The 19,103-nt window shown below is 56.3% G+C and carries 17 protein-coding genes; 7 read left to right on the forward strand and 10 right to left on the reverse strand.

Features of this window, described 5'->3' with window-relative positions:
• Positions 1-116 precede the first annotated feature (116 nt).
• Both nudK and aegA read right to left on the reverse strand, forming a co-directional pair.
• Entirely contained in the window at positions 117-692 is a 576-nt protein-coding gene (gene nudK, locus B2Q93_RS17770; protein WP_040074569.1) for a GDP-mannose pyrophosphatase NudK, read from the reverse strand.
• 66 nt (positions 693-758) lie between these two features.
• Complete coding sequence (aegA, locus tag B2Q93_RS17775; protein WP_286933941.1) at positions 759-2,723, reverse strand: formate-dependent uric acid utilization protein AegA; 1,965 nt, start codon at positions 2,721-2,723, stop codon at positions 759-761.
• Positions 2,724-2,939: 216 nt separating this feature from the next.
• Here aegA and narQ point away from each other — a divergent pair, with 216 nt between their 5' ends.
• Together narQ and acrD are read left to right on the forward strand one after the other, a co-directional pair.
• Complete coding sequence (gene narQ / locus B2Q93_RS17780; RefSeq protein WP_286933943.1) at positions 2,940-4,613, forward strand: nitrate/nitrite two-component system sensor histidine kinase NarQ; 1,674 nt, start codon at positions 2,940-2,942, stop codon at positions 4,611-4,613.
• 220 nt (positions 4,614-4,833) lie between these two features.
• Positions 4,834-7,947 (forward strand): multidrug efflux RND transporter permease AcrD, encoded by a 3,114-nt coding sequence (acrD, locus tag B2Q93_RS17785; RefSeq protein ID WP_286933944.1) that lies wholly within the window; start codon positions 4,834-4,836, stop codon positions 7,945-7,947.
• A 107-nt stretch (positions 7,948-8,054) separates the two neighbouring features.
• On the opposite strand, the gene ypfM is transcribed toward acrD, so the two are convergent.
• Entirely contained in the window at positions 8,055-8,114 is a 60-nt protein-coding gene (ypfM, locus tag B2Q93_RS17790) for a protein YpfM (protein WP_001386977.1), read from the reverse strand.
• A gap of 388 nt (positions 8,115-8,502) precedes the next feature.
• On the opposite strand from ypfM, the gene B2Q93_RS17795 reads away from it, so the two are divergent.
• Genes B2Q93_RS17795 through B2Q93_RS17805 form a run of 3 tightly spaced genes read left to right on the forward strand, consistent with a single transcriptional unit; the run spans position 8,503 to position 10,214 of the window.
• The gene (locus B2Q93_RS17795; protein ID WP_040074564.1) at positions 8,503-8,859 is read left to right on the forward strand and encodes an ArsC family reductase; all 357 of its coding nucleotides are present in this window, start codon (positions 8,503-8,505) and stop codon (positions 8,857-8,859) included.
• A gap of 3 nt (positions 8,860-8,862) precedes the next feature.
• The gene (gene dapE, locus B2Q93_RS17800; protein ID WP_286809479.1) at positions 8,863-9,990 is read left to right on the forward strand and encodes a succinyl-diaminopimelate desuccinylase; all 1,128 of its coding nucleotides are present in this window, start codon (positions 8,863-8,865) and stop codon (positions 9,988-9,990) included.
• 26 nt (positions 9,991-10,016) lie between these two features.
• Positions 10,017-10,214, forward strand: a complete 198-nt coding sequence (locus B2Q93_RS17805) for a YpfN family protein (protein WP_040074562.1) — start codon at positions 10,017-10,019, stop codon at positions 10,212-10,214.
• 36 nt (positions 10,215-10,250) lie between these two features.
• On the opposite strand, the gene ypfH is transcribed toward B2Q93_RS17805, so the two are convergent.
• The 6 genes from ypfH to dapA form a co-directional block, all read right to left on the reverse strand.
• Positions 10,251-10,946, reverse strand: coding sequence for an esterase (gene ypfH, locus B2Q93_RS17810; protein ID WP_286933946.1), 696 nt, complete (start codon positions 10,944-10,946; stop codon positions 10,251-10,253).
• A 73-nt stretch (positions 10,947-11,019) separates the two neighbouring features.
• A complete protein-coding gene (locus B2Q93_RS17815; RefSeq protein ID WP_286933947.1) occupies positions 11,020-13,035 on the reverse strand; it encodes a tRNA(Met) cytidine acetyltransferase TmcA in 2,016 nt (671 codons plus the stop codon).
• Positions 13,035-13,898, reverse strand: a complete 864-nt coding sequence (gene ypfJ / locus B2Q93_RS17820; RefSeq protein ID WP_040074560.1) for a KPN_02809 family neutral zinc metallopeptidase — start codon at positions 13,896-13,898, stop codon at positions 13,035-13,037. The genes B2Q93_RS17815 and ypfJ overlap by 1 nt, the downstream gene beginning before the upstream one ends.
• A gap of 124 nt (positions 13,899-14,022) precedes the next feature.
• Positions 14,023-14,736 (reverse strand): phosphoribosylaminoimidazolesuccinocarboxamide synthase, encoded by a 714-nt coding sequence (purC, locus tag B2Q93_RS17825; RefSeq protein WP_046884628.1) that lies wholly within the window; start codon positions 14,734-14,736, stop codon positions 14,023-14,025.
• 110 nt (positions 14,737-14,846) lie between these two features.
• On the reverse strand, positions 14,847-15,881 hold the full coding sequence (gene bamC, locus B2Q93_RS17830) for an outer membrane protein assembly factor BamC (protein WP_040074558.1): 1,035 nt from the start codon (positions 15,879-15,881) through the stop codon (positions 14,847-14,849).
• A 16-nt stretch (positions 15,882-15,897) separates the two neighbouring features.
• Positions 15,898-16,776: a 4-hydroxy-tetrahydrodipicolinate synthase gene (gene dapA, locus B2Q93_RS17835; RefSeq protein WP_040074557.1), complete on the reverse strand. Its 879-nt coding sequence runs from the start codon at positions 16,774-16,776 to the stop codon at positions 15,898-15,900.
• Between the two features lie 145 nt (positions 16,777-16,921).
• On the opposite strand from dapA, the gene B2Q93_RS17840 reads away from it, so the two are divergent.
• Positions 16,922-17,491, forward strand: a complete 570-nt coding sequence (locus tag B2Q93_RS17840) for a glycine cleavage system transcriptional repressor (RefSeq protein WP_040074556.1) — start codon at positions 16,922-16,924, stop codon at positions 17,489-17,491.
• Positions 17,491-17,961 (forward strand): thioredoxin-dependent thiol peroxidase, encoded by a 471-nt coding sequence (gene bcp / locus B2Q93_RS17845; protein WP_040074555.1) that lies wholly within the window; start codon positions 17,491-17,493, stop codon positions 17,959-17,961. Before B2Q93_RS17840 ends, bcp begins: the two co-directional genes overlap by 1 nt.
• Before the next feature lie 51 nt (positions 17,962-18,012).
• Here bcp and B2Q93_RS17850 read toward each other — a convergent pair whose 3' ends face one another.
• The gene (locus B2Q93_RS17850) at positions 18,013-19,074 is read right to left on the reverse strand and encodes an AI-2E family transporter (protein ID WP_046884627.1); all 1,062 of its coding nucleotides are present in this window, start codon (positions 19,072-19,074) and stop codon (positions 18,013-18,015) included.
• Between the last annotated feature and the right edge of the window lie 29 nt (positions 19,075-19,103).

Here is a 19,103-nt window from a genome sequence, read left to right on the forward strand (position 1 = left end):
CGATCCCGGAAGCATGGCTCAAAAAACTGGCCGTATCTTCCTGCGCAAACCGGGATGGCTCAATCGGATTTATCGGATAGATTTATTTAAAATACATCTTATTAACATTAATAAGATCAAGTCATTAAGCCGGACGTCTGAAGATACTGCAGTAATATCACCGTCTTGCCATCCCGGATTTCGCCGGTTTTTACCTTCTCCAGCGCCTGCGTGAAAGGCATCTCCAGTACCTCGATCTCTTCATCTTCAATGCCGCCGCCCGCATTGGCGCGGTGGGCGTCGCTGTATTCCGCAACAAAAAAGTGAATGAGTTCGGTGACACCGCCCGGGGACATATACAGCTCAAAGACTTTACGCACTTCGCTGACGGCGAAGCCGGTCTCTTCAATTGCCTCTTTACGGACGCAGACGTCGGGTGCATCGTCATCCAGCAGACCGGCACAGGTTTCAATCAGCATACCGTCGGGATTGCCATTAACCCAGGTCGCTACCCGGAACTGACGGATCAGCACCACGGTTTTTTTATCCCGGTTATAGAGCATCACCGTTGCGCCATTACCACGATCGTAGACCTCACGCTTATGGCGCACGACTTCGCCGTTTTCACGCGTTAGATCGTAAGTCATGTTGCGAAGCAGAAAGTAATTGTCGGAGAGGATTTTATCTTTGATTAGGTCAATTTTCAGGGTCATGCGGACTCCACAGCGCAAAATATCCTCGTCATACTACGCCGTGAAGTCCGCTTTGTCGTGGCCGGGTTAATGGATAAGATTCTGATTTACGCCCAGCCAGTCGGCGATGCCCTGCGCCGCATGCCGCCCTTCGGCCATGGCGGTCACCACCAGGTCAGCACCGCGAACCGCATCGCCACCGGCGAAAATTTGCGGGTTACTGGTCTGATAACGGTAACGGCTGTCGACGCCGGCGACAATCCGTCCCCACTCATCCACGGCCACCCCCTGCGCCTGCAGCCACGCCGCGGCATGCGGAGTAAAGCCAAAGGCCATGATTACCGCATCGGCAGGGATCACGAATTCACTGCCGGCAATCGGCACCGGACGCCGCCGCCCCTCGTCATCCGGCTCGCCAAGCTGGGTGCGCAGTAGACGAACTCCGTTGACCCGTCCGCTGTCATCCAGCGCCAGCGCCACCGGCTGGACGTTGAATTCAAAGGCGGCCCCCTCCTCTTTGGCATTTTTCACCTCTTTACGGGAACCGGGCATGTTGGCCTCGTCGCGACGGTAGGCGCAGGTGACGTTTGCCGCCCCCTGACGCAGAGCGGTACGCACACAGTCCATCGCCGTATCGCCGCCCCCCAGTACCACCACGTTGAGCCCGGCGGTATCGATAAAGGGATCGGCCACCGAGGCGGGCAGCCCCATAAGCTGACGGGTATTGCCCACCAGATACGGCAGCGCATCGTAAACACCCGGCGCCTCTTCGTTAGGGATGCCGGCTTTCATCGACCGCCAGGTGCCGACTCCTATAAAGAGCGCATCATAATCCCGCTGAAGTTCAGCCATCGACACATCCTTACCCACCTCGCAATTGAGTACAAAACGGATCCCCATCGCGGTAAAGATGTCGCGACGGCGGGCCAGCAGCGACTTATCCAGTTTGAACGCCGGAATGCCAAAGGTCAGCAAACCGCCAATCTCCGGGTGACGATCGTAGACGGTCACGCTAAGGCCACGGCGCACCAGCGCATCCGCGCAGGCTAACCCCGCAGGCCCGGCACCGATAATGGCCACACGTTTATCGACCGGCACCACCTGGCTGAGATCGGGCCGCCAGCCTTTCGCCAGCGCCTGGTCAGAAATATAACGTTCAAGGTTGCCGATGGTGACCGCGCCGGACGCCTCGCGCACCGTGCAGGCCCCTTCGCAAAGTTTGTCCTGCGGACAGACTCGCCCGGTGATCTCCGGCAGGCAGTTGGTCTGGTGTGATAACTCGACCGCCGCCTCGATATCACCGGCTTTTACCCGCTCAATCCACTGCGGGATATGGTTGTGCAGCGGACAGGTCCATTCACAAATCGTGTGCTCGCCGCAGGTAAGACAGCGCGATGCCTCCCGCTGCGCCTGCTCTGTTCGAAATGGCAGATAAATTTCTGCAAAGTTGCCCACGCGCGCCTCAGGTCTGAGCTTATCCGGCTCGCCACGCGGGCTAAGCGCCTGCAGCTGCGCCTGCTTTCCGCCGGCTTTAACCGCCGCCGGGGCAATCCCTTTCCATGGCTGCGCCTCATGACTCGCCGTACGCAGCCTGCGCGCGCGGGAGAGTTGATTCAGTGCGTCAGGGGTGGCAAGCGTCAGGACATTGGCCGGGCAGTTTTCCACGCAGGCTGGCCCCTGCGGCCGTCCGGTACAGAGATCGCACTTCTGCGCGGTGGCTTCCCCCTGGGCGGTAACCACGATGTCCATCGTGCCAAAGGGGCAAGCCACGACGCAGGCTTTACAGCCAATACAGCGCTGTTGATTCACCTGCACGCTGTCGTTTTCGCGGGCGATGGCCCCGTTCGGACAGCTCTGGATGCAGGGGGCATTTTCGCAGTGATGGCAGGTGACGGTGTTGAAGCGGCTCCCCTCTTTCACCACGGTGATTCGTGGCGTGAATTCCCGCTGACTCAGCGCATGTTGTTCATTATGATGTGCCATCACGCAGGCGACTTCGCAGGCGTGACATCCGATACATTGCTGGCTGTTGGCCATAATAAAATGATTCATAGCAACACCTGCTCTGGTTATTAACCTTATTTTTTACAGAGGTTAAGTATTTACGCACCGGGGCGGGTTCAGGCAATGTTCATATGCCCAGAAACGCGAACTTTCTGCCCTGAACCTGAGTGAGATCAAATATATTTTGCGTAAAGGGAATAGCGTTTCCTTCGGCTGGCGCAGTCGCGCCGGACCTTTGTTCAGACATCATTCAGGAAGCCATGTGTGATAGTAAAACGACCCGTCTCGCGAAGCCTTGCCCGGGCATTCATCTCCATTATTGTGTTATCGATCCTGTCCAGCGCAGTAGCGTTATTGACCCTTGCCAGCAGCCAACGCGATGCAGAAGCCATTAACATTGCCGGCTCCCTGCGTATGCAGAGCTATCGTCTTGGCTACGAGCTACAGCGTGGCGGGAGCGATCTGCATGAGCACTTGCTTACCTGGCAAAACACGCTGAATGCGCCAGCGTTAACATCGCTGGATAAGTGGTATGTGCCGGAGGAGGTAAAGCAACGCTATCATCAGTTGCAGGCGGCATGGCAGGTGATGAATGAGCAGTTATTGCAGGGCAACGAGGCGTGGTACCAGGCGCATATCGAAGAGTATATCGGGCGAATGGATGCCTTTGTGCTTTCACTGCAACATTATGCCGAACACAAGATGCAGCTGGTGGTGATCATTTCGCTGGCGGGCGGCGGCGGGATCCTGCTGTTGGTCTTTATCACGCTGCGTCGCATTCGCCGCCAGGTCGTCGCCCCGCTCAACCATCTGGTAAGCTCCAGCCTGCAGATTGAACAAGGCCGCTTTGATACCCCCGCTCCGGACAGCGATCTGCCCAACGAGCTGGGCCTGCTGTCGCGTACCTTTAACCATATGGCCGAGGAGTTGCACACTCTGTACCGCTCCCTGGAAAGCTCCGTGGAAGAGAAAACCCATCATTTGCATGAGGCCCACCAGCAGCTGGAGATGCTTTTCACCTGTTCACAGGCCCTGAATGCCAGCCAGACAGACAGCCACTGCTTTCGCCACATTTTGCAAATTGTGAAGGCGCATACCGGCATGCGCTATCTGGCGCTAAGCACCAGCGATGGCTGGCAGATGAGCGAGGGCTACAAAAGCGATCGTTTACCCATGCAGCAATTGCCGGTGGTGATGCAGGAGACGCGATTTGGTGAACTCTGTTGGCAGAACGAGCACGGTACGGTGTCAGGGCCGCTGATGAAAAGCGTGGCCACGATGCTGGGGCGCGGCATCTATGTGAACCAGTCGCAGAAGCATTTCCAGCAACTGCTGTTGATGGAGGAGCGTGCCACCATTGCCCGGGAATTGCACGACTCGCTGGCCCAGGTACTCTCGTATTTACGCATTCAGCTAACGTTGTTAAAACACGCCGTACCGGAGGAGAACCAGCCGGCGCAGGCCATTATTAGCGACTTCTCGCGAGCGCTGAATGATGCCTGGCTTCAGTTACGCGAACTGCTGACCACCTTCCGCCTGACGCTCAATCATGCCAACCTCCCCGCAGCGCTCCAGGAGTCGCTGGATGGCTTACAAAGCCAGACCCGCGCGAAACTCTCTTTAGATTGCCGTCTCTCCTCTCTCGCCCTCGATGCGCAAAAGCAGGTGCACCTGCTGCAGATTGTGCGCGAAGCGGTGCTGAACGCCATTAAGCATGCGCAGGCCAGTGAGATTGCCGTCGCCTGCGTGACCACCGCCAGCGGCGAGCACATCGTTTCTATTCGCGACAATGGGATAGGGATTGGCGATGCCAGCGAACCCCCTGGCCATTACGGGCTCAATATCATGCGCGAGCGCGCCGTGCGGCTGGGAGGGACTCTTCACTTCACGCGTCCGGCGGAGGGGGGAACTCAGGTGGAGGTGCGTTTTCCACAATGAGCCGTGCAGAGGGTAAATAAGCGTAAATAACTCTCGCATCTCATTAGAACGCCACGCGCGTGCGTAATACTCAGCCGCACAGGAGGCGCGATTGCGCTGTAAACGCGCATGATAATTTACACTATCTCCTTATTTTCTCCACGTTTGACATCCGCCTTGCCGCTAGAGTGATGCGGGCAATGTACAATAACAATTCGACGCTAAATGAGGTCCTGGTTCAATGGCGAATTTTTTCATCGATCGCCCCATTTTTGCCTGGGTACTGGCAATCTTATTATGCCTGACCGGCACCCTGGCCATTTTTTCACTTCCTGTTGAGCAATATCCCGACCTGGCACCGCCGAATGTGCGTATCACTGCCAACTATCCGGGGGCGTCGGCACAGACGCTGGAAAATACGGTCACCCAGGTTATCGAGCAGAATATGACCGGCCTCGATAACCTGATGTATATGTCTTCCCAGAGCAGCGCTACCGGTATGGCAACGGTCACGCTGAGCTTTTCCGCCGGCAGCGATCCCGACGAAGCGGTGCAACAGGTGCAAAACCAGCTGCAGTCAGCCCTGCGTAAACTGCCCCAGGCGGTGCAGAATCAGGGGGTGACGGTGCGTAAAACCGGGGATACCAATATCCTGACCATCGCCTTCGTCTCTACCGATAACTCAATGGATAAGCAGGACATCGCCGACTACGTCGCCAGTAATATTCAGGATCCGCTGAGCCGTATTAACGGCGTGGGGGATATCGACGCCTACGGCTCACCATACTCCATGCGCATCTGGCTTGACCCGGCGAAACTGAACAGCGTTCAGATGACGGCGAAAGATGTGACCGACGCTATCGAGTCGCAAAACGCCCAGATTGCCGTAGGCCAGTTGGGCGGAACGCCCGCCATCGACAAGCAGGCGCTGAATGCCACCATCAATTCGCAATCATTACTACAGACACCGCAGCAGTTCCGGGACATCACGCTGCGCGTGAATCAGGACGGCTCCGAGGTGCGCCTCGGCGACGTGGCGACGATTGAGATGGGTGCCGAGAAATATGACTATCTTAGCCGGTTCAACGGCAATGCAGCCTCCGGGCTGGGGGTGAAACTGGCGTCGGGGGCCAACGAAATGGCCACCGCCAAACTGGTCATCGACCGCCTCGATGAACTGTCGCATTTCTTTCCCCACGGGCTCGAATACAAGGTCGCGTACGAAACCACCTCCTTCGTGAAAGCCTCTATCGAGGACGTAGTCAAAACGCTGCTGGAAGCCATCGCGCTGGTGTTCCTCGTGATGTATCTGTTCCTGCAAAACTTCCGCGCCACCCTCATTCCAACCATCGCCGTGCCTGTGGTACTGATGGGGACCTTCTCCGTGCTCTATGCCTTTGGCTACAGCATTAACACCCTGACGATGTTCGCTATGGTGCTGGCGATAGGGCTACTGGTCGATGACGCCATTGTGGTGGTGGAGAACGTCGAACGCATCATGAGCGAGGAGGGGCTCTCCCCACGGGAGGCCACCCGAAAATCGATGGGGCAGATCCAGGGGGCGCTGGTGGGTATCGCCCTGGTGCTGTCGGCCGTCTTTGTGCCAATGGCCTTCTTTGGCGGCACTACGGGGGCTATCTATCGCCAGTTCTCCATTACCATTGTCTCGGCAATGGTACTGTCCGTACTGATGGCGATGATCCTGACCCCTGCCCTCTGCGCTACCCTGCTTAAGCCGCTTCACAAAGGCGAGCATCACGGGCAAAAAGGCTTGTTCGGGTGGTTCAACCGCATGTTCAATCGCAACGCGGCACGCTATGAAGCGGGCGTTGGGCGAGTTTTGCAGCACAGTCTGCGCTGGATTGTGGTGTACGTGCTGCTGCTGGGCGGAATGGTGTTCCTGTTCCTGCGCCTGCCCACCTCATTTTTACCTCTGGAAGACCGCGGCATGTTTATTACCTCGGTGCAGCTTCCCAGCGGTGCGACGCAGCAGCAAACGCTGAAAGTGGTGCAGCAGGTCGAACAGTATTTCTTCACCAAAGAGAAAGAGAACGTCGTGTCGGTGTTTGCCACCGTCGGCTCTGGCCCTGGCGGTAACGGGCAGAACGTGGCACGTATGTTTGTACGCCTGAAAGATTGGGAGCAACGTGATGCGAAAACTGGCACCTCGTTTGCCATTATCGAGCGTGCCACCAAAGCGTTCAGTCGGATTAAAGAAGCGCGCGTCTTTGCCAGCAGCCCGCCGGCCATCAGCGGCCTGGGCAGCTCCGCCGGTTTTGATATGGAGTTGCAGGATCACGCCGGTGCGGGGCATGACGCCCTGATGGCGGCGCGCGATCGCCTGCTGGAGCTGGCCGGGGAAGAGCCCAACCTGACCCGCGTACGCCACAACGGCCTTGATGACAGCCCGCAGTTACAGATCGATATCGATCAGCGTAAAGCGCAGGCGCTGGGCGTCTCTATTGATGATATCAACGACACGCTGCAGACCGCGTGGGGCTCCAGCTACGTGAATGATTTTATGGATCGTGGCCGCGTGAAGAAGGTCTACGTGCAGGCGGCCGCCAAATACCGCATGCTGCCGGAGGATATCAACCTCTGGTACGTACGCAATAAAGAGGGCAGCATGGTGCCCTTCTCCGCCTTCGCTACGTCACGCTGGCAAACCGGCTCGCCCCGCATGGAGCGCTACAACGGCTATGCGGCGGTGGAAATTGTCGGGGAAGCCGCGCCAGGCGTCAGTACCGGTACGGCAATGGATGTGATGGAAGGGCTGGTCAGTCAGCTTCCGGCAGGCTTCGGGCTGGAGTGGACGGCCATGTCGTATCAAGAACGCCTCTCCGGCGCGCAGGCGCCTGCGCTCTATGCGCTGTCGCTGCTGGTCGTCTTCCTCTGTCTGGCCGCGCTCTATGAGAGCTGGTCAGTTCCCTTCTCGGTCATGCTGGTGGTACCGCTGGGGGTAATTGGCGCCCTGCTGGCCACCTGGATGCGCGGGCTGGAGAACGACGTCTACTTCCAGGTCGGGTTGCTGACGGTTATTGGGCTATCGGCGAAGAACGCCATATTGATCGTCGAATTTGCTAACGAGATGAATGAGAAGGGCCAGGATCTGGTAGCCGCTACGCTGGATGCGTGCCGTCAGCGATTGCGTCCAATTCTGATGACCTCACTGGCGTTTGTTTTCGGCGTACTGCCGATGGCGACCAGTTCCGGTGCCGGCTCAGCAAGTCAGCATGCGGTAGGGACGGGCGTAATGGGCGGGATGATCGCGGCCACGATACTTGCCATCTACTTTGTACCGCTCTTCTTTGTGCTGGTACGCCGTCGCTTCCCGCTAAAAGCGCGCCCGGAATAAGGCGTTAGAAATAAAAAAGGCGGCCTCACTAGCCGCCTTTTTTGTGTGCTTTTGTGCACACTATCATTATTTTACAACCAAGTGCTTTTTGCTGTTCTTCCTGAATTTCATTTACGAAGCATGACTTCGATAAAATCTTTCCAGTTCCCCAGTTCACGTTCAATCATAACAACCTCTCTTATTATTATGGGCATTTTACGAGAATATATCGCCAATGTGAAGAATCTTTAATCAATCACTGCGATTGCCCCACCCTGCTATCACAGGGCTTGTAAGTAATATGGAGGGAGAACGATAAACTTTATGTGACGTACTGCAATATTTTGAAACAACCCTGATTTAAGTCGATGAAATAAATCCAGGTCGTTTTGCCAGGCTTTTATTTGATTCTGGAGGGCTATGCAGCGGGAGTGAAAGAATATTCACAATTTCCCTTAAGCAGCGGTACGTAGCGTGTTTAAATAAAGCCATAAACTGAATGTGTTATATTTGTGCATCACTAACATATTCGAAAATACTGTGCGTTTGAGCGTAATTAATACAAAAGGATTCACCATGACCCAGCTCTATGGCATCAAAAATTGCGATACCATCAAAAAAGCACGCCGCTGGCTTGAAGATAACAATATTGACTATCGTTTTCACGACTATCGCGTGGACGGACTGGATGCAGATTTGCTGCAAAAATTTATCGCTGAACTGGGTTGGGAAGCGTTGCTGAACACCCGAGGGACGACCTGGCGTAAGCTGGATGAGAGCCTGCGCGCCAGCATTAATAACGCCGACAGCGCGGCGGCACTGATGATCGAAATGCCTGCAATCATTAAACGCCCATTGCTCTGGACGCCAGGTCAGCCTATGCTGCTGGGCTTTAGTGATTCCAGTTACCAACGCTATTTTGACGAGGTGTAGTTTATGTCATGCCCGGTCATTGAGCTGACTCAGCAGCTTATTCGCCGCCCCTCCCTCAGCCCGGACGACGCTGGTTGTCAGGCGCTAATGATTGAACGCCTGCGCGCTATCGGCTTCACCGTTGAAGCGATGGATTTTGGCGATACGCAAAACTTCTGGGCGTGGCGTGGTGAGGGTGAAACCCTGGCCTTTGCCGGACACACCGACGTGGTGCCTGCGGGCAACGCCGACCTCTGGATCAACCCGCCTTTCGAACCCACCATCCGCGACGGTATGCTGTTTGGTCGCGGCGCGGCAGACATGAAAGGCTCGCTGGCGGCCATGGTTGTGGCGGCTGAACGCTTTGTCGCTCAGCATCCGACCCATAAAGGCCGTCTGGCATTTCTGATCACCTCTGATGAAGAGGCCAGCGCTAAAAACGGCACCGTGAAGGTAGTCGAAACCCTGATGGCGCGTAATGAACGCCTGGACTACTGCCTGGTGGGTGAGCCCTCCAGCACCGAAGTGGTGGGTGATGTGGTGAAAAATGGCCGTCGGGGCTCACTCACCTGCAACCTGACCATCCACGGCGTGCAGGGCCATGTTGCCTACCCACACCTGGCCGATAATCCTGTACACCGCGCAGCCCCTATGCTCAACGAGCTGGTGGGTATCGAGTGGGACAAAGGCAATGAGTACTTCCCGCCCACCAGCATGCAGATTGCCAACATCCAGGCCGGAACCGGCAGTAACAACGTGATCCCTGGCGATCTGTTCGTTCAGTTTAACTTCCGCTTCAGCACCGAGCTGACCGACGAGATGATCAAAGCCCGTGTGGCCGCGCTGTTGGATAAATATGCGCTGCGCTACAGCGTGGATTGGTGGCTCTCAGGCCAACCTTTCCTGACCGGACGCGGCAAGCTGGTCGATGCGGTCGTTAACGCTATCGCGCACTATAATGAAATTAAACCGCAGCTACTTACCACGGGCGGCACATCCGATGGGCGCTTTATCGCCCGTATGGGTGCGCAAGTGGTAGAACTTGGGCCAGTGAACGCCACCATTCATAAAATCAATGAATGCGTGAATGCGGCTGATTTACAGCTACTGGCTCGTATGTATCAACGTATCATGGAGCAGCTCATCGCCTGATGAGTGTTCTGTAAAAGGAAAAGCGAATGGACTGGCTGGCAAAATACTGGTGGATTCTGGTGTTGGTTTTCCTGGTGGGCGTGCTGATCAATGTCATCAAAGATCTGAATCGCGTGGACCATAAGAAATTCCTCGCCAACAAACCCGACCTCCCGCCGCATCGTGATTTTAACGATAAGTGGGATGATGACGACGACTGGCCGAACAAAGACCAGAAGAAGTGAAAATCAGCCCTCTCCCCACCGGGAGAGGGCTTTTTATTACAAGAACTCTACGATGTCATCGTCGTTAGGCTTACCGCCGCTCAGCGCTTCGTCAAAATAGTGCTTCGGTACGGTAAAACGCAGATGGTCCAGTGCGAACTGCATACTGCGATCGTCGATGGCGTGACCCAGATCTTCAACGATATCCAGCGTCACATCTCCTCCCGCCCGCAGCAATGCCTCCTGGGCGTCGACGGCGTGCGATAACTCAATGATCCGGTCTTCACCACCGTGAATCAGATGGATGGTCGTGGCGGTATCGGCATATTGCGGCAGAGTGGCGTAGCGGCCATTAAAGGCAATCACCCGTGATGCCAGCCCCGGCTCTGCTTTTATACTTTCCAGCGACATAATTGAGCCCTGCGAGAAACCAATCAGCGCGGTGGCATTGGCGGCCACCCCACTCTGCTGTTGCCAGTAGTGCACCGTTTCGATAAATCGCGGCATGATGGCGTCCACCCGCCCCTGACGGCTCTCTTCGGTCACGCCCTGCACGGCGAACCACTGGCGGCCGTTCGGGCCGCACGGCTCTGCGCCACCGATGCTGACAATAAGCGCATCCGGGAAATGCGGCGCAAACCAGGATCCGATCTGCGCCATGTTAGCCGCGCTATCGCCTACGCCATGAAACAGCAGCAATAATTGTTTTGCCGGTTGCACCGGGCTTTGAACAACAAAATGATCATGTTTCATGGCACTCTCCTTATTTGATGAACCCGATTTTACGCCTGATGGGCATATTAACCATGCCAGTTCATTGAAGAAGTCATTGAAAAAATTGCCATTGCAATATGTCGTTTTTGAGCTGCTGGCTACGCGCCAGATCCTGCTGCGCGAGCGTCTGGCCGGTTTCAGCGCGCAACCGCGCTAACAGCGCTTTACGCCCATTTAGCCCCAGCCTGCGGCTCATTTCGCCCTCCTCCAGCTGCAGCTCGATTTTGCCCCTTAACGCCTCCAGCGGTGCTGAGGTGGCATTTAACAGCCGGGTGAGGCTGCCTACAGAGGCGGAAAACGGGCGATGACCCCAGGCGAATCCCGCCAGCTCCAGCCAGTCATCATCCGTAAGGGTAGCCGACTCAAGCGTCTCTACCGGGATCTTTTCACCGTTCCAGCGCTCAATGATGCGGGCATCCCGGCGCAGGCGTTGATGCTCATGCGCGCAAAGCGCTCGCCCTGCATCGCTGAGGGGACGTATCGCCATGGCGCTGTAACAGCCGCTGCTCGCCTCCCGGTGGCTGCCTATTCGTACCAGCACAAAACCGCAGCGCTGCCAGAAGCGCCAAAGCTCCTCGGTATAGCCAAAGCTGACCGAGAGGTAATCGACCGTTGCGCTGGCCGCCGCGCTGGCAATCAGCGCCTGACCGAGCCCCTGCCGCTGGTGGCCGGGATGGACAGCCACCCGGGTTATTCGTCTGCCGCTGAGGGTCGCGGCAAGCGGCGAGCCGCCATGTGCTGCCAGAGACTGCGCCACCAGATTACCGCGCGGACGCCGGTACCCGGCCCAGACCGCCCGGCTGAGTCCCGGCCCTAAGCCGCCTTCATCTACCAGCCACACTGCCCCCGTTACGCGATCCCCCGTGCAGGCGACGGTAAAGTGTTGGCCCGGAGCATCCATCATCCGCCGTAAGTCGAGCGGCGAGGTACGATAATGGGCGGCACACAGGAGCTTATAGACCGCGGATGGCCGCGCGGGGGCAGAGAGCCAGGCTTCCGGCTCAAGGGGTAAAAAACGGACCTCGCCCTGCGCAGGCTCACTATCAGGGCGATCGTCAAACAGCAGCACCTCATCGATAAAGCGCTCCAGCGGACAGCCGACGGCCCAGCGCATCGGCTCGGAAAGCGGGAAATAGCGCAGCCCGGCAAAGCGAGCGCAGAATTTTAGTAAAAATCCCCGGCCTGTGCCTTCGTACCCCTGTACGGTCGTGGTTAACAGTACCCGCGGAAAACGACTCACCAGCTGTTCCAGTAGCGGGCCGGGGATGGCAGCAGCTTCGTCAACAATGAGCCAGTCAGCCACTCGCCCTGACGCCAGCAGCGCGTCCGGCGCCATAAAGTGAAAGTGCTTATCGGCGAAGTGGGCAATAACGTCCGTGGCGCCTCTGGACGGTGCCGTCACGATTGCGCTGCCGGTAATACGTTGCAGTAGCATGCCCGCCAGCGCCGATTTGCCTCGCCCGCGGGGGGCAGTAACGGCGGTGATGCCTGGGGGCTGGGTCAGTAAACGCTCGAGGATTTGCGCCTGCTCGCGCTGGGGTTCACCGCTGGCGGGTTGCCAGGGGATCGCTGACGGTAGGTCCGGAAGGATCAACGGGTCGCCCTGCTGCCACAGGAGCACCTGCGGATCGGCAGCGAGGTGGCGACAAAAGTGCTGCACGAAACGCGGTGTAGCAATTGGCTCGGCGCTGTCGCTCCAGCGCACGGCGTCCTGATCAGGTTTGGAGGGCCACTGTGTTAAAGGGGGCGTCAGCAGGACCAGCAGACTGCCGGCGCGCAGCGTGCCGCAGAGCGCCGCCAGGGCGGCCACGTCAAAGCCGTAACGTGCATCAAACACGGCGTGAAGATGCTCTCGCCCCAGCAGGTTACTTAATGCCTGCGGGGCGCAGGCGTTCGGAACCGGCGCGTTATTGCCCACCCAAAGCCAGTCGCCGGCAAGCGTATCGCAAAGGGTGAGCGCCTGCTGCTGCGCCCATTCATCGTCACCGCTGACCACCAGCAGACGCCGGTGCCCGGCACGCGTCAACTGCAGTTGAAACCGGGATAATGCCTCAACGCCCTCAGACATTACATTGCGCGGCCAAAGGTATTGCACTGCGCCGGGTCACCGCTATCGAAACCGCGTTTGAACCAGGTGTAGCGCTGCTGCGAGCTGCCGTGAGTGAAGCTGTCGGGGACGACGTGCCCCTGGCTTTGCTGCTGCAGGCGATCATCACCAATGGCTTCGGCGGCGTTGAGCGCCTCTTCCAGGTCGCCCGCTTCCAGCACACCTTGCTGCTGCATATTGTGTCCCCACACGCCGGCGTAGCAGTCGGCCTGTAGCTCCATGCGCACCGACAGCGCGTTTACTTCAGTCTGGCTGGCATTTTGCTGCAGCTGACGCACCTTTGGCTCGATACCCAGCAGCTTCTGCACGTGGTGCCCGACTTCATGGGCAATAACATAGCCCTGAGCGAAATCGCCATCGGCGCCCAGTTTTGATTTCATGTCATCATAAAAAGAGAGATCGATATAGACGGTCGAATCGGCCGGGCAGTAGAACGGCCCCATTACCGACTGGCCGGTGCCGCATCCGGTGCGCGTGGCGCCGCGATACATCACCAGTTTCGGCTGCTGATAGGTCCGGCCCATTTTGTCGAACAGCTGGCTCCAGGTGTCTTCGGTCGTGGCCAGGATCACCGAGGTGAATTTTGCCGCTTCGTCCTCATTAGGGCTAATGGAACGCTGCGACTGCTGCTGTTCCATCGGTTGGCCGGTGAGTAAACCAGTCAGGTCGACGCCGTAGTACCCTGCTACCAGCACCACCACCAGCAGAACCAGCCCCCCTTTACCGCGAGGCAAGCGAAAGCCCGGGCCGCCCATCATCGGACCGCCGCCACCGCTGCGCCTGTCTTCTACATTGTCACTTTCACGACGCCCTTGCCAGCGCATATCCCACCTCAATAATATCGCATTGATAATATGTCTGATCGTAGGCGTTTAAGGGAAAGATTACCACAGGCAACACGGATGAAACGTCAGAGGCAGGTATCTACCTCTGACGGAAAAGCGGGGATTAATCGAGGTTCACACCCAGACGATGGGCAACGGCTTCATAGGCTTCAACCACGCCACCCAGGCTCTGGCGGAAGCGGTCTTTGTCCATTTTATCCAGGGTCTCTTTATCCCACAGACGGCTACCGTCTGGAGAAAATTCATCGCCCAGTACCACTTCGCCTTTATAAAGTCCGAATTCCAGTTTGAAGTCGACCAGAATCAGGCCGGCGTCATCGAAGAGTTTTTTCAACACGTCGTTGGCTTTGAAGGTCAGCTCCTGCATGCGCGCCAGATTCTCTTTGCTCACCCAACCAAAGGTTTCGCAGTAAGACTCGTTCACCATAGGGTCGTGCATCGCATCGTTTTTCAGGAACAGGTCGAACAGTGGCGGGTTCAGTTCGATACCCTCTTCAACGCCCAGACGTTTCACCAGGGAGCCAGCGGCACGGTTACGGACTACGCACTCAACCGGAACCATATCCAGTTTCTTCACCAGACATTCCGTATCGGACAGCAACGCTTCCATCTGCGTCGGAATACCCGCTTCCGCCAGTTTGCTCATAATGAAATAGTTAAACTTGTTGTTTACCATCCCTTTACGATCGAACTGCTCAATGCGCGCGCCATCTCCTGCTGACGTATCATTGCGGAACTCGAGCACCAACAGATCGGGATTTTCCGTGCTGTATACGGTTTTCGCTTTGCCACGATACAACTCAGCTTGCTTCTGCATCTTCTCTACTCCTGGTGTGATGATTTGTGTACAAAACCCGGCGTATTATGCCACGCACACGTTTGCGTAGCACTAAAATAAAAAGGGCTGGATAAACCAGCCCCTTTTTTTTATTTGCTGAATGCGGCCTGGAAGGCAGCAACCAGCGCATCGTTTTGCGACTGGGTCAGCGTATGCCCTTTCGGGTCGATAAATTGCAAACTACTGCGGTTATCCAGATCCCCTACCTGCAACTTATAGTCGCCGGCTGCGAGGCCTGGGTCACGCGCGCCAAGCTCTTCCCAGCTGCTATCGGAAAGCGGCTTGTAGGTCACCGCCATGCTGCCGGTAGAGCGGGTGCTGTCGTTGACCTTCATCCCTACGCGCTCCAGCGTCGACGGCAGACGTTGCCAGACCTGGTTGAACGGACCACGTACCACGAGCATAGGCAGGCCAGTATCGTCTGCAGCGCTCTGTACATCGAAGGTGGCGCCGTTACGGCTCTGCGCCGCGTTCGCCGCGTCGGTAGCGTTTTTATCGAGGCCCGCAGAGATTACGTTCAGCATCTCGGCGCTGTAGCGCTGCAGAGAAGCAGCATCAGCAACCGGTTTACCCGCCTGCTCCAGGTTCAACAGTTTGACCACCACGGCCTGCTGATAACCCTGAGCCTTAACAGAGACTTGATAACGACCACGGTACTGCTGATCTTCATCCAGACGGTTCCATTCGATCCAGTCCGTTGTCAGCGTCTGGCTGGCATCATCACGTTTATCGATGGTGTAGTTCTTCGCCTGCAGCACGCTAACCACCTGTGGCCACAGGTTAGCGTTACGTGCGCTTTCAACCTGCAGGGTGGCGGTATCACCGGTAAACTGCGTGCGCGCACCGCTCACCAGCGCCAGCGGCTGTGCCGGCGGACGGATATCCAGCGCTTTACCCACCGCGCCACTGCCATTGGTGACAGGAATGGTGTAATCGCCATTCTCAACCGGCAGGATCATGCCCGCAGGAGCATGAAGTTCAGCAAGCGGCGTAGCATCCAGGTAGGATTCGTCACCGCTCACCTGGCGTTTATAGCGTGAATCTGAGCTACAGGCCGCAAGCAGCATAACAAGCGAAACACCCGCAACCTTCGCCAGGCGCGATTTCTGTACTGAGTAAGCCATCAAATCTCCCTAAACTTTACAGCAAACCAGCATGCTTCAACGCGCCGGTAACCACTTCACGACCATGGTCGGTGATGGGGGTCATCGGCAGACGCAGCGTGTCGGTTGCTACAAGTCCCAACTCCTTACATGCCCATTTCACTGGGATCGGATTGGGTTCGACAAATAATTTATTGTGCAGCGGCATCAGACGCTGGTTGATCAACCGTGCTTCCTGGAAATGCCCTGCGGCAGCCAGTTTGCACATTTCAGCCATATCACGGGCCGCGATGTTTGAGGTCACGGAAATGACCCCATGACCACCGAGCTGCATAAAGTCCAGCGCAGTGGCATCATCACCGCTGAGCAGGATGAAGTCGTCTGAAACCAGCTCTTTGATCTGGTGAACACGGCTTAAGTTCCCGGTCGCCTCTTTAATCGCAATAATATTTTTTACTTTGGCGAGACGGCCCACGGTTTCTGGCAGCATATCGCAGCCAGTACGCGACGGCACATTATACAGGATTTGTGGCAAGTCAGTATGTTCGGCGATAGCTTTGAAGTGCTGGAACAGACCTTCCTGGGTAGGACGGTTGTAGTATGGTGTTACCGTCAGGCAACCCACAACGCCGCTGTCGTTAAAACGCTGCGTCAGGCTGATGGCCTCAGCAGTAGCATTGGCGCCAGTTCCGGCAATTACCGGGATGCGGCCGTCAGCCAGTTCAAGGGTCATCAATACGACATCGCCATGCTCATCGTGGCTCAGCGTGGCAGATTCACCGGTAGTCCCTACCGATACAATCGCCGAGGTTCCGCTGGCGACATGATAATCAATCAGTTTCTTCAGGCTTGACCGGCAGACATTACCTTTTTCATCCATCGGTGTAACAATCGCGACAATACTTCCCGTGAACATGGGCCATCCTCAATGCGTGCAAGAGCCTCAATGGTACGTTTGGAACTGTAATAAAAGCAAGCGACCTGAGGCCCCCAGGTTGTTGTATGCCGGTTTTTTTTATGCTTTCCTTAGTAAGACTTAACCACGCAAAGGAAGAACAGGTTTGACAACCCCATCACAACATTACCTGGTTATCACTGCGCTGGGTGCCGACAGGCCTGGTATTGTGAACACCATCACCCGTCACGTCAGTAGCTGCGGCTGTAACATTGAAGATAGCCGGCTGGCGATGCTGGGCGAAGAGTTCACGTTTATTATGCTGCTTTCCGGGTCATGGAACGCCATTAACTTAATTGAGTCGACGCTGCCGATGAAAGGGGCTGAGCTGGACCTGCTCATCGTCATGAAGCGCACCACTGCACGCCCTATTCCGGCCATGCCCGCAACCGTCTGGGTGCAGGTCGAGGTGAATGACTCACCGCATTTAATCGAACGTTTCACTGCGCTGTTCGACAGCCATCAAATGAATGTCGCAGAGCTGGTTTCTCGCACGCAGCCCGGAAATGATGAGAATGCCCCACGGCTGTTCATTCAGATTACCGCTCATAGCCCCGCCTCGCACGATGCGTCAAATATCGAGCAAGCGTTCAAAGCCCTATGTACAGAATTGAATGCGCAAGGCAGTATAAACGTCGTCAACTATTCACAGCATGAACAGGATGGAGTTGAGTAATGAATCCACTGAAAGCCGGTGACATCGCACCGAAATTTAGCTTGCCCGATCAAGACGGTGAGCAAGTAAATTTGGCCGACTTCCAGGGACAGCGTGTTCTGGTCTATTTCTACCCGAAAGCCATGACGCCAGGCTGTACCGTACAAGCGTGCGGTTTACGCGATAACATGGACGGTTTGAAAAATGCAGGCGTTGACGTGCTGGGTATCAGCACTGACAAGCCTGAAAAGCTCTCTCGCTTCGCCGAAAAAGAGCTGTTGAACTTCACGCTGCTTTCCGACGAAGACCACAAAGTTTGCGAAAGCTTTGGCGTCTGGGGTGAGAAATCCTTTATGGGGAAAACCTATGACGGCATTCACCGTATCAGTTTCCTGATTGACGCCAACGGCAAAGTCGAACATGTGTTTGACGATTTTAAAACCAGCAATCACCATGACGTGGTGCTTAACTGGCTAAAAGAGAACGCCTGATTTAAAACAAAACGGCAACCCTGAGGTTGCCGTTTTTTATGTTGAGGCTCGCTACTCTTCTACCGCAGGAACATCTGGCCATGCGTGCACCACGGCCTTGATGAGCGTCGCCAGTGGAATCGCAAAGAACACCCCCCAGAATCCCCATAGCCCGCCAAAAATCACCACCGACAGAATAATCACCAGCGGATGCAGATTCACCGCTTCAGAGAAGAGCACCGGGACCAGCAGATTGCCATCCAGCCCCTGGATAATCAGGTACACCGCAAAGCAGCTCCAGAACTCAGTACCCAGGCCAAACTGGAATAGCGCGACCCCGACCACCGGAATCGTCACTACAAATGCCCCGATGTAGGGGATCAGTACTGAGAAACCGACCAGCACTGCCAGCAGCAACGAATAGTTGAGCCCAAAGATGACGAAGCCAATCCAGGTCGCCACACCCACTACAATCATCTCCAGCACTTTGCCGCGAATGTAGTTCGTGATTTGCTGATTCATCTCTTGCCATACCTGCCCTGCCAGCCCGCGATTCCGCGGCAGTACGCGGCGTACCGCGTTGAGCATCTGCTCTTTATCCTTCACCAGGAAGAAGACCATCAGCGGCACCAGAACCAGATAAACCGCCAGCGTCAGCAGCCCGACCAGCGAGGCGAGGGAAAATTTCACTACCGTATCCCCCATCGTCATGATGCGGGTACGCACATTTTCCGCCATGGCATCAATGATGCCCGCGTCCATCAGCGCCGGATAGCGGCGCGGCAAAGTAGCGGCAAAATCGGAGAGCTTGCTGAGCATACCGGGCATATCGCGTATCAGGTAGATGCCCTGCTGCCAGGCAATGGGCAGAACCACAAAGGACATCAGCAGTAAGATTCCGACAAAGAGCACCAGCACGATGGTGCTTGCCCAGCGGCGAGAGCAGCCGATATGTTCCAGGCGAACGGTAGGCCACTCCAGAAGATAGGCCAGAACGATGGCGACCAGCAGCGGTGCTAAAAGTCCGCTAAAGAAGAAGAGAATGCCAAACCCGGCAACAAGAATAACCAACAAAGCAATGGCTTCCGGATCGCTAAAACGCCGGCGATACCACTGCATCAATAACTCAAGCATACAGTCCTTACCTGGGGAGGTGGCGAGAG

It is taken from the genome of Leclercia sp. UBA5958, assembly GCF_002430365.1.
GTDB classification, from domain to species: domain Bacteria; phylum Pseudomonadota; class Gammaproteobacteria; order Enterobacterales; family Enterobacteriaceae; genus Enterobacter; species Enterobacter pneumoniae.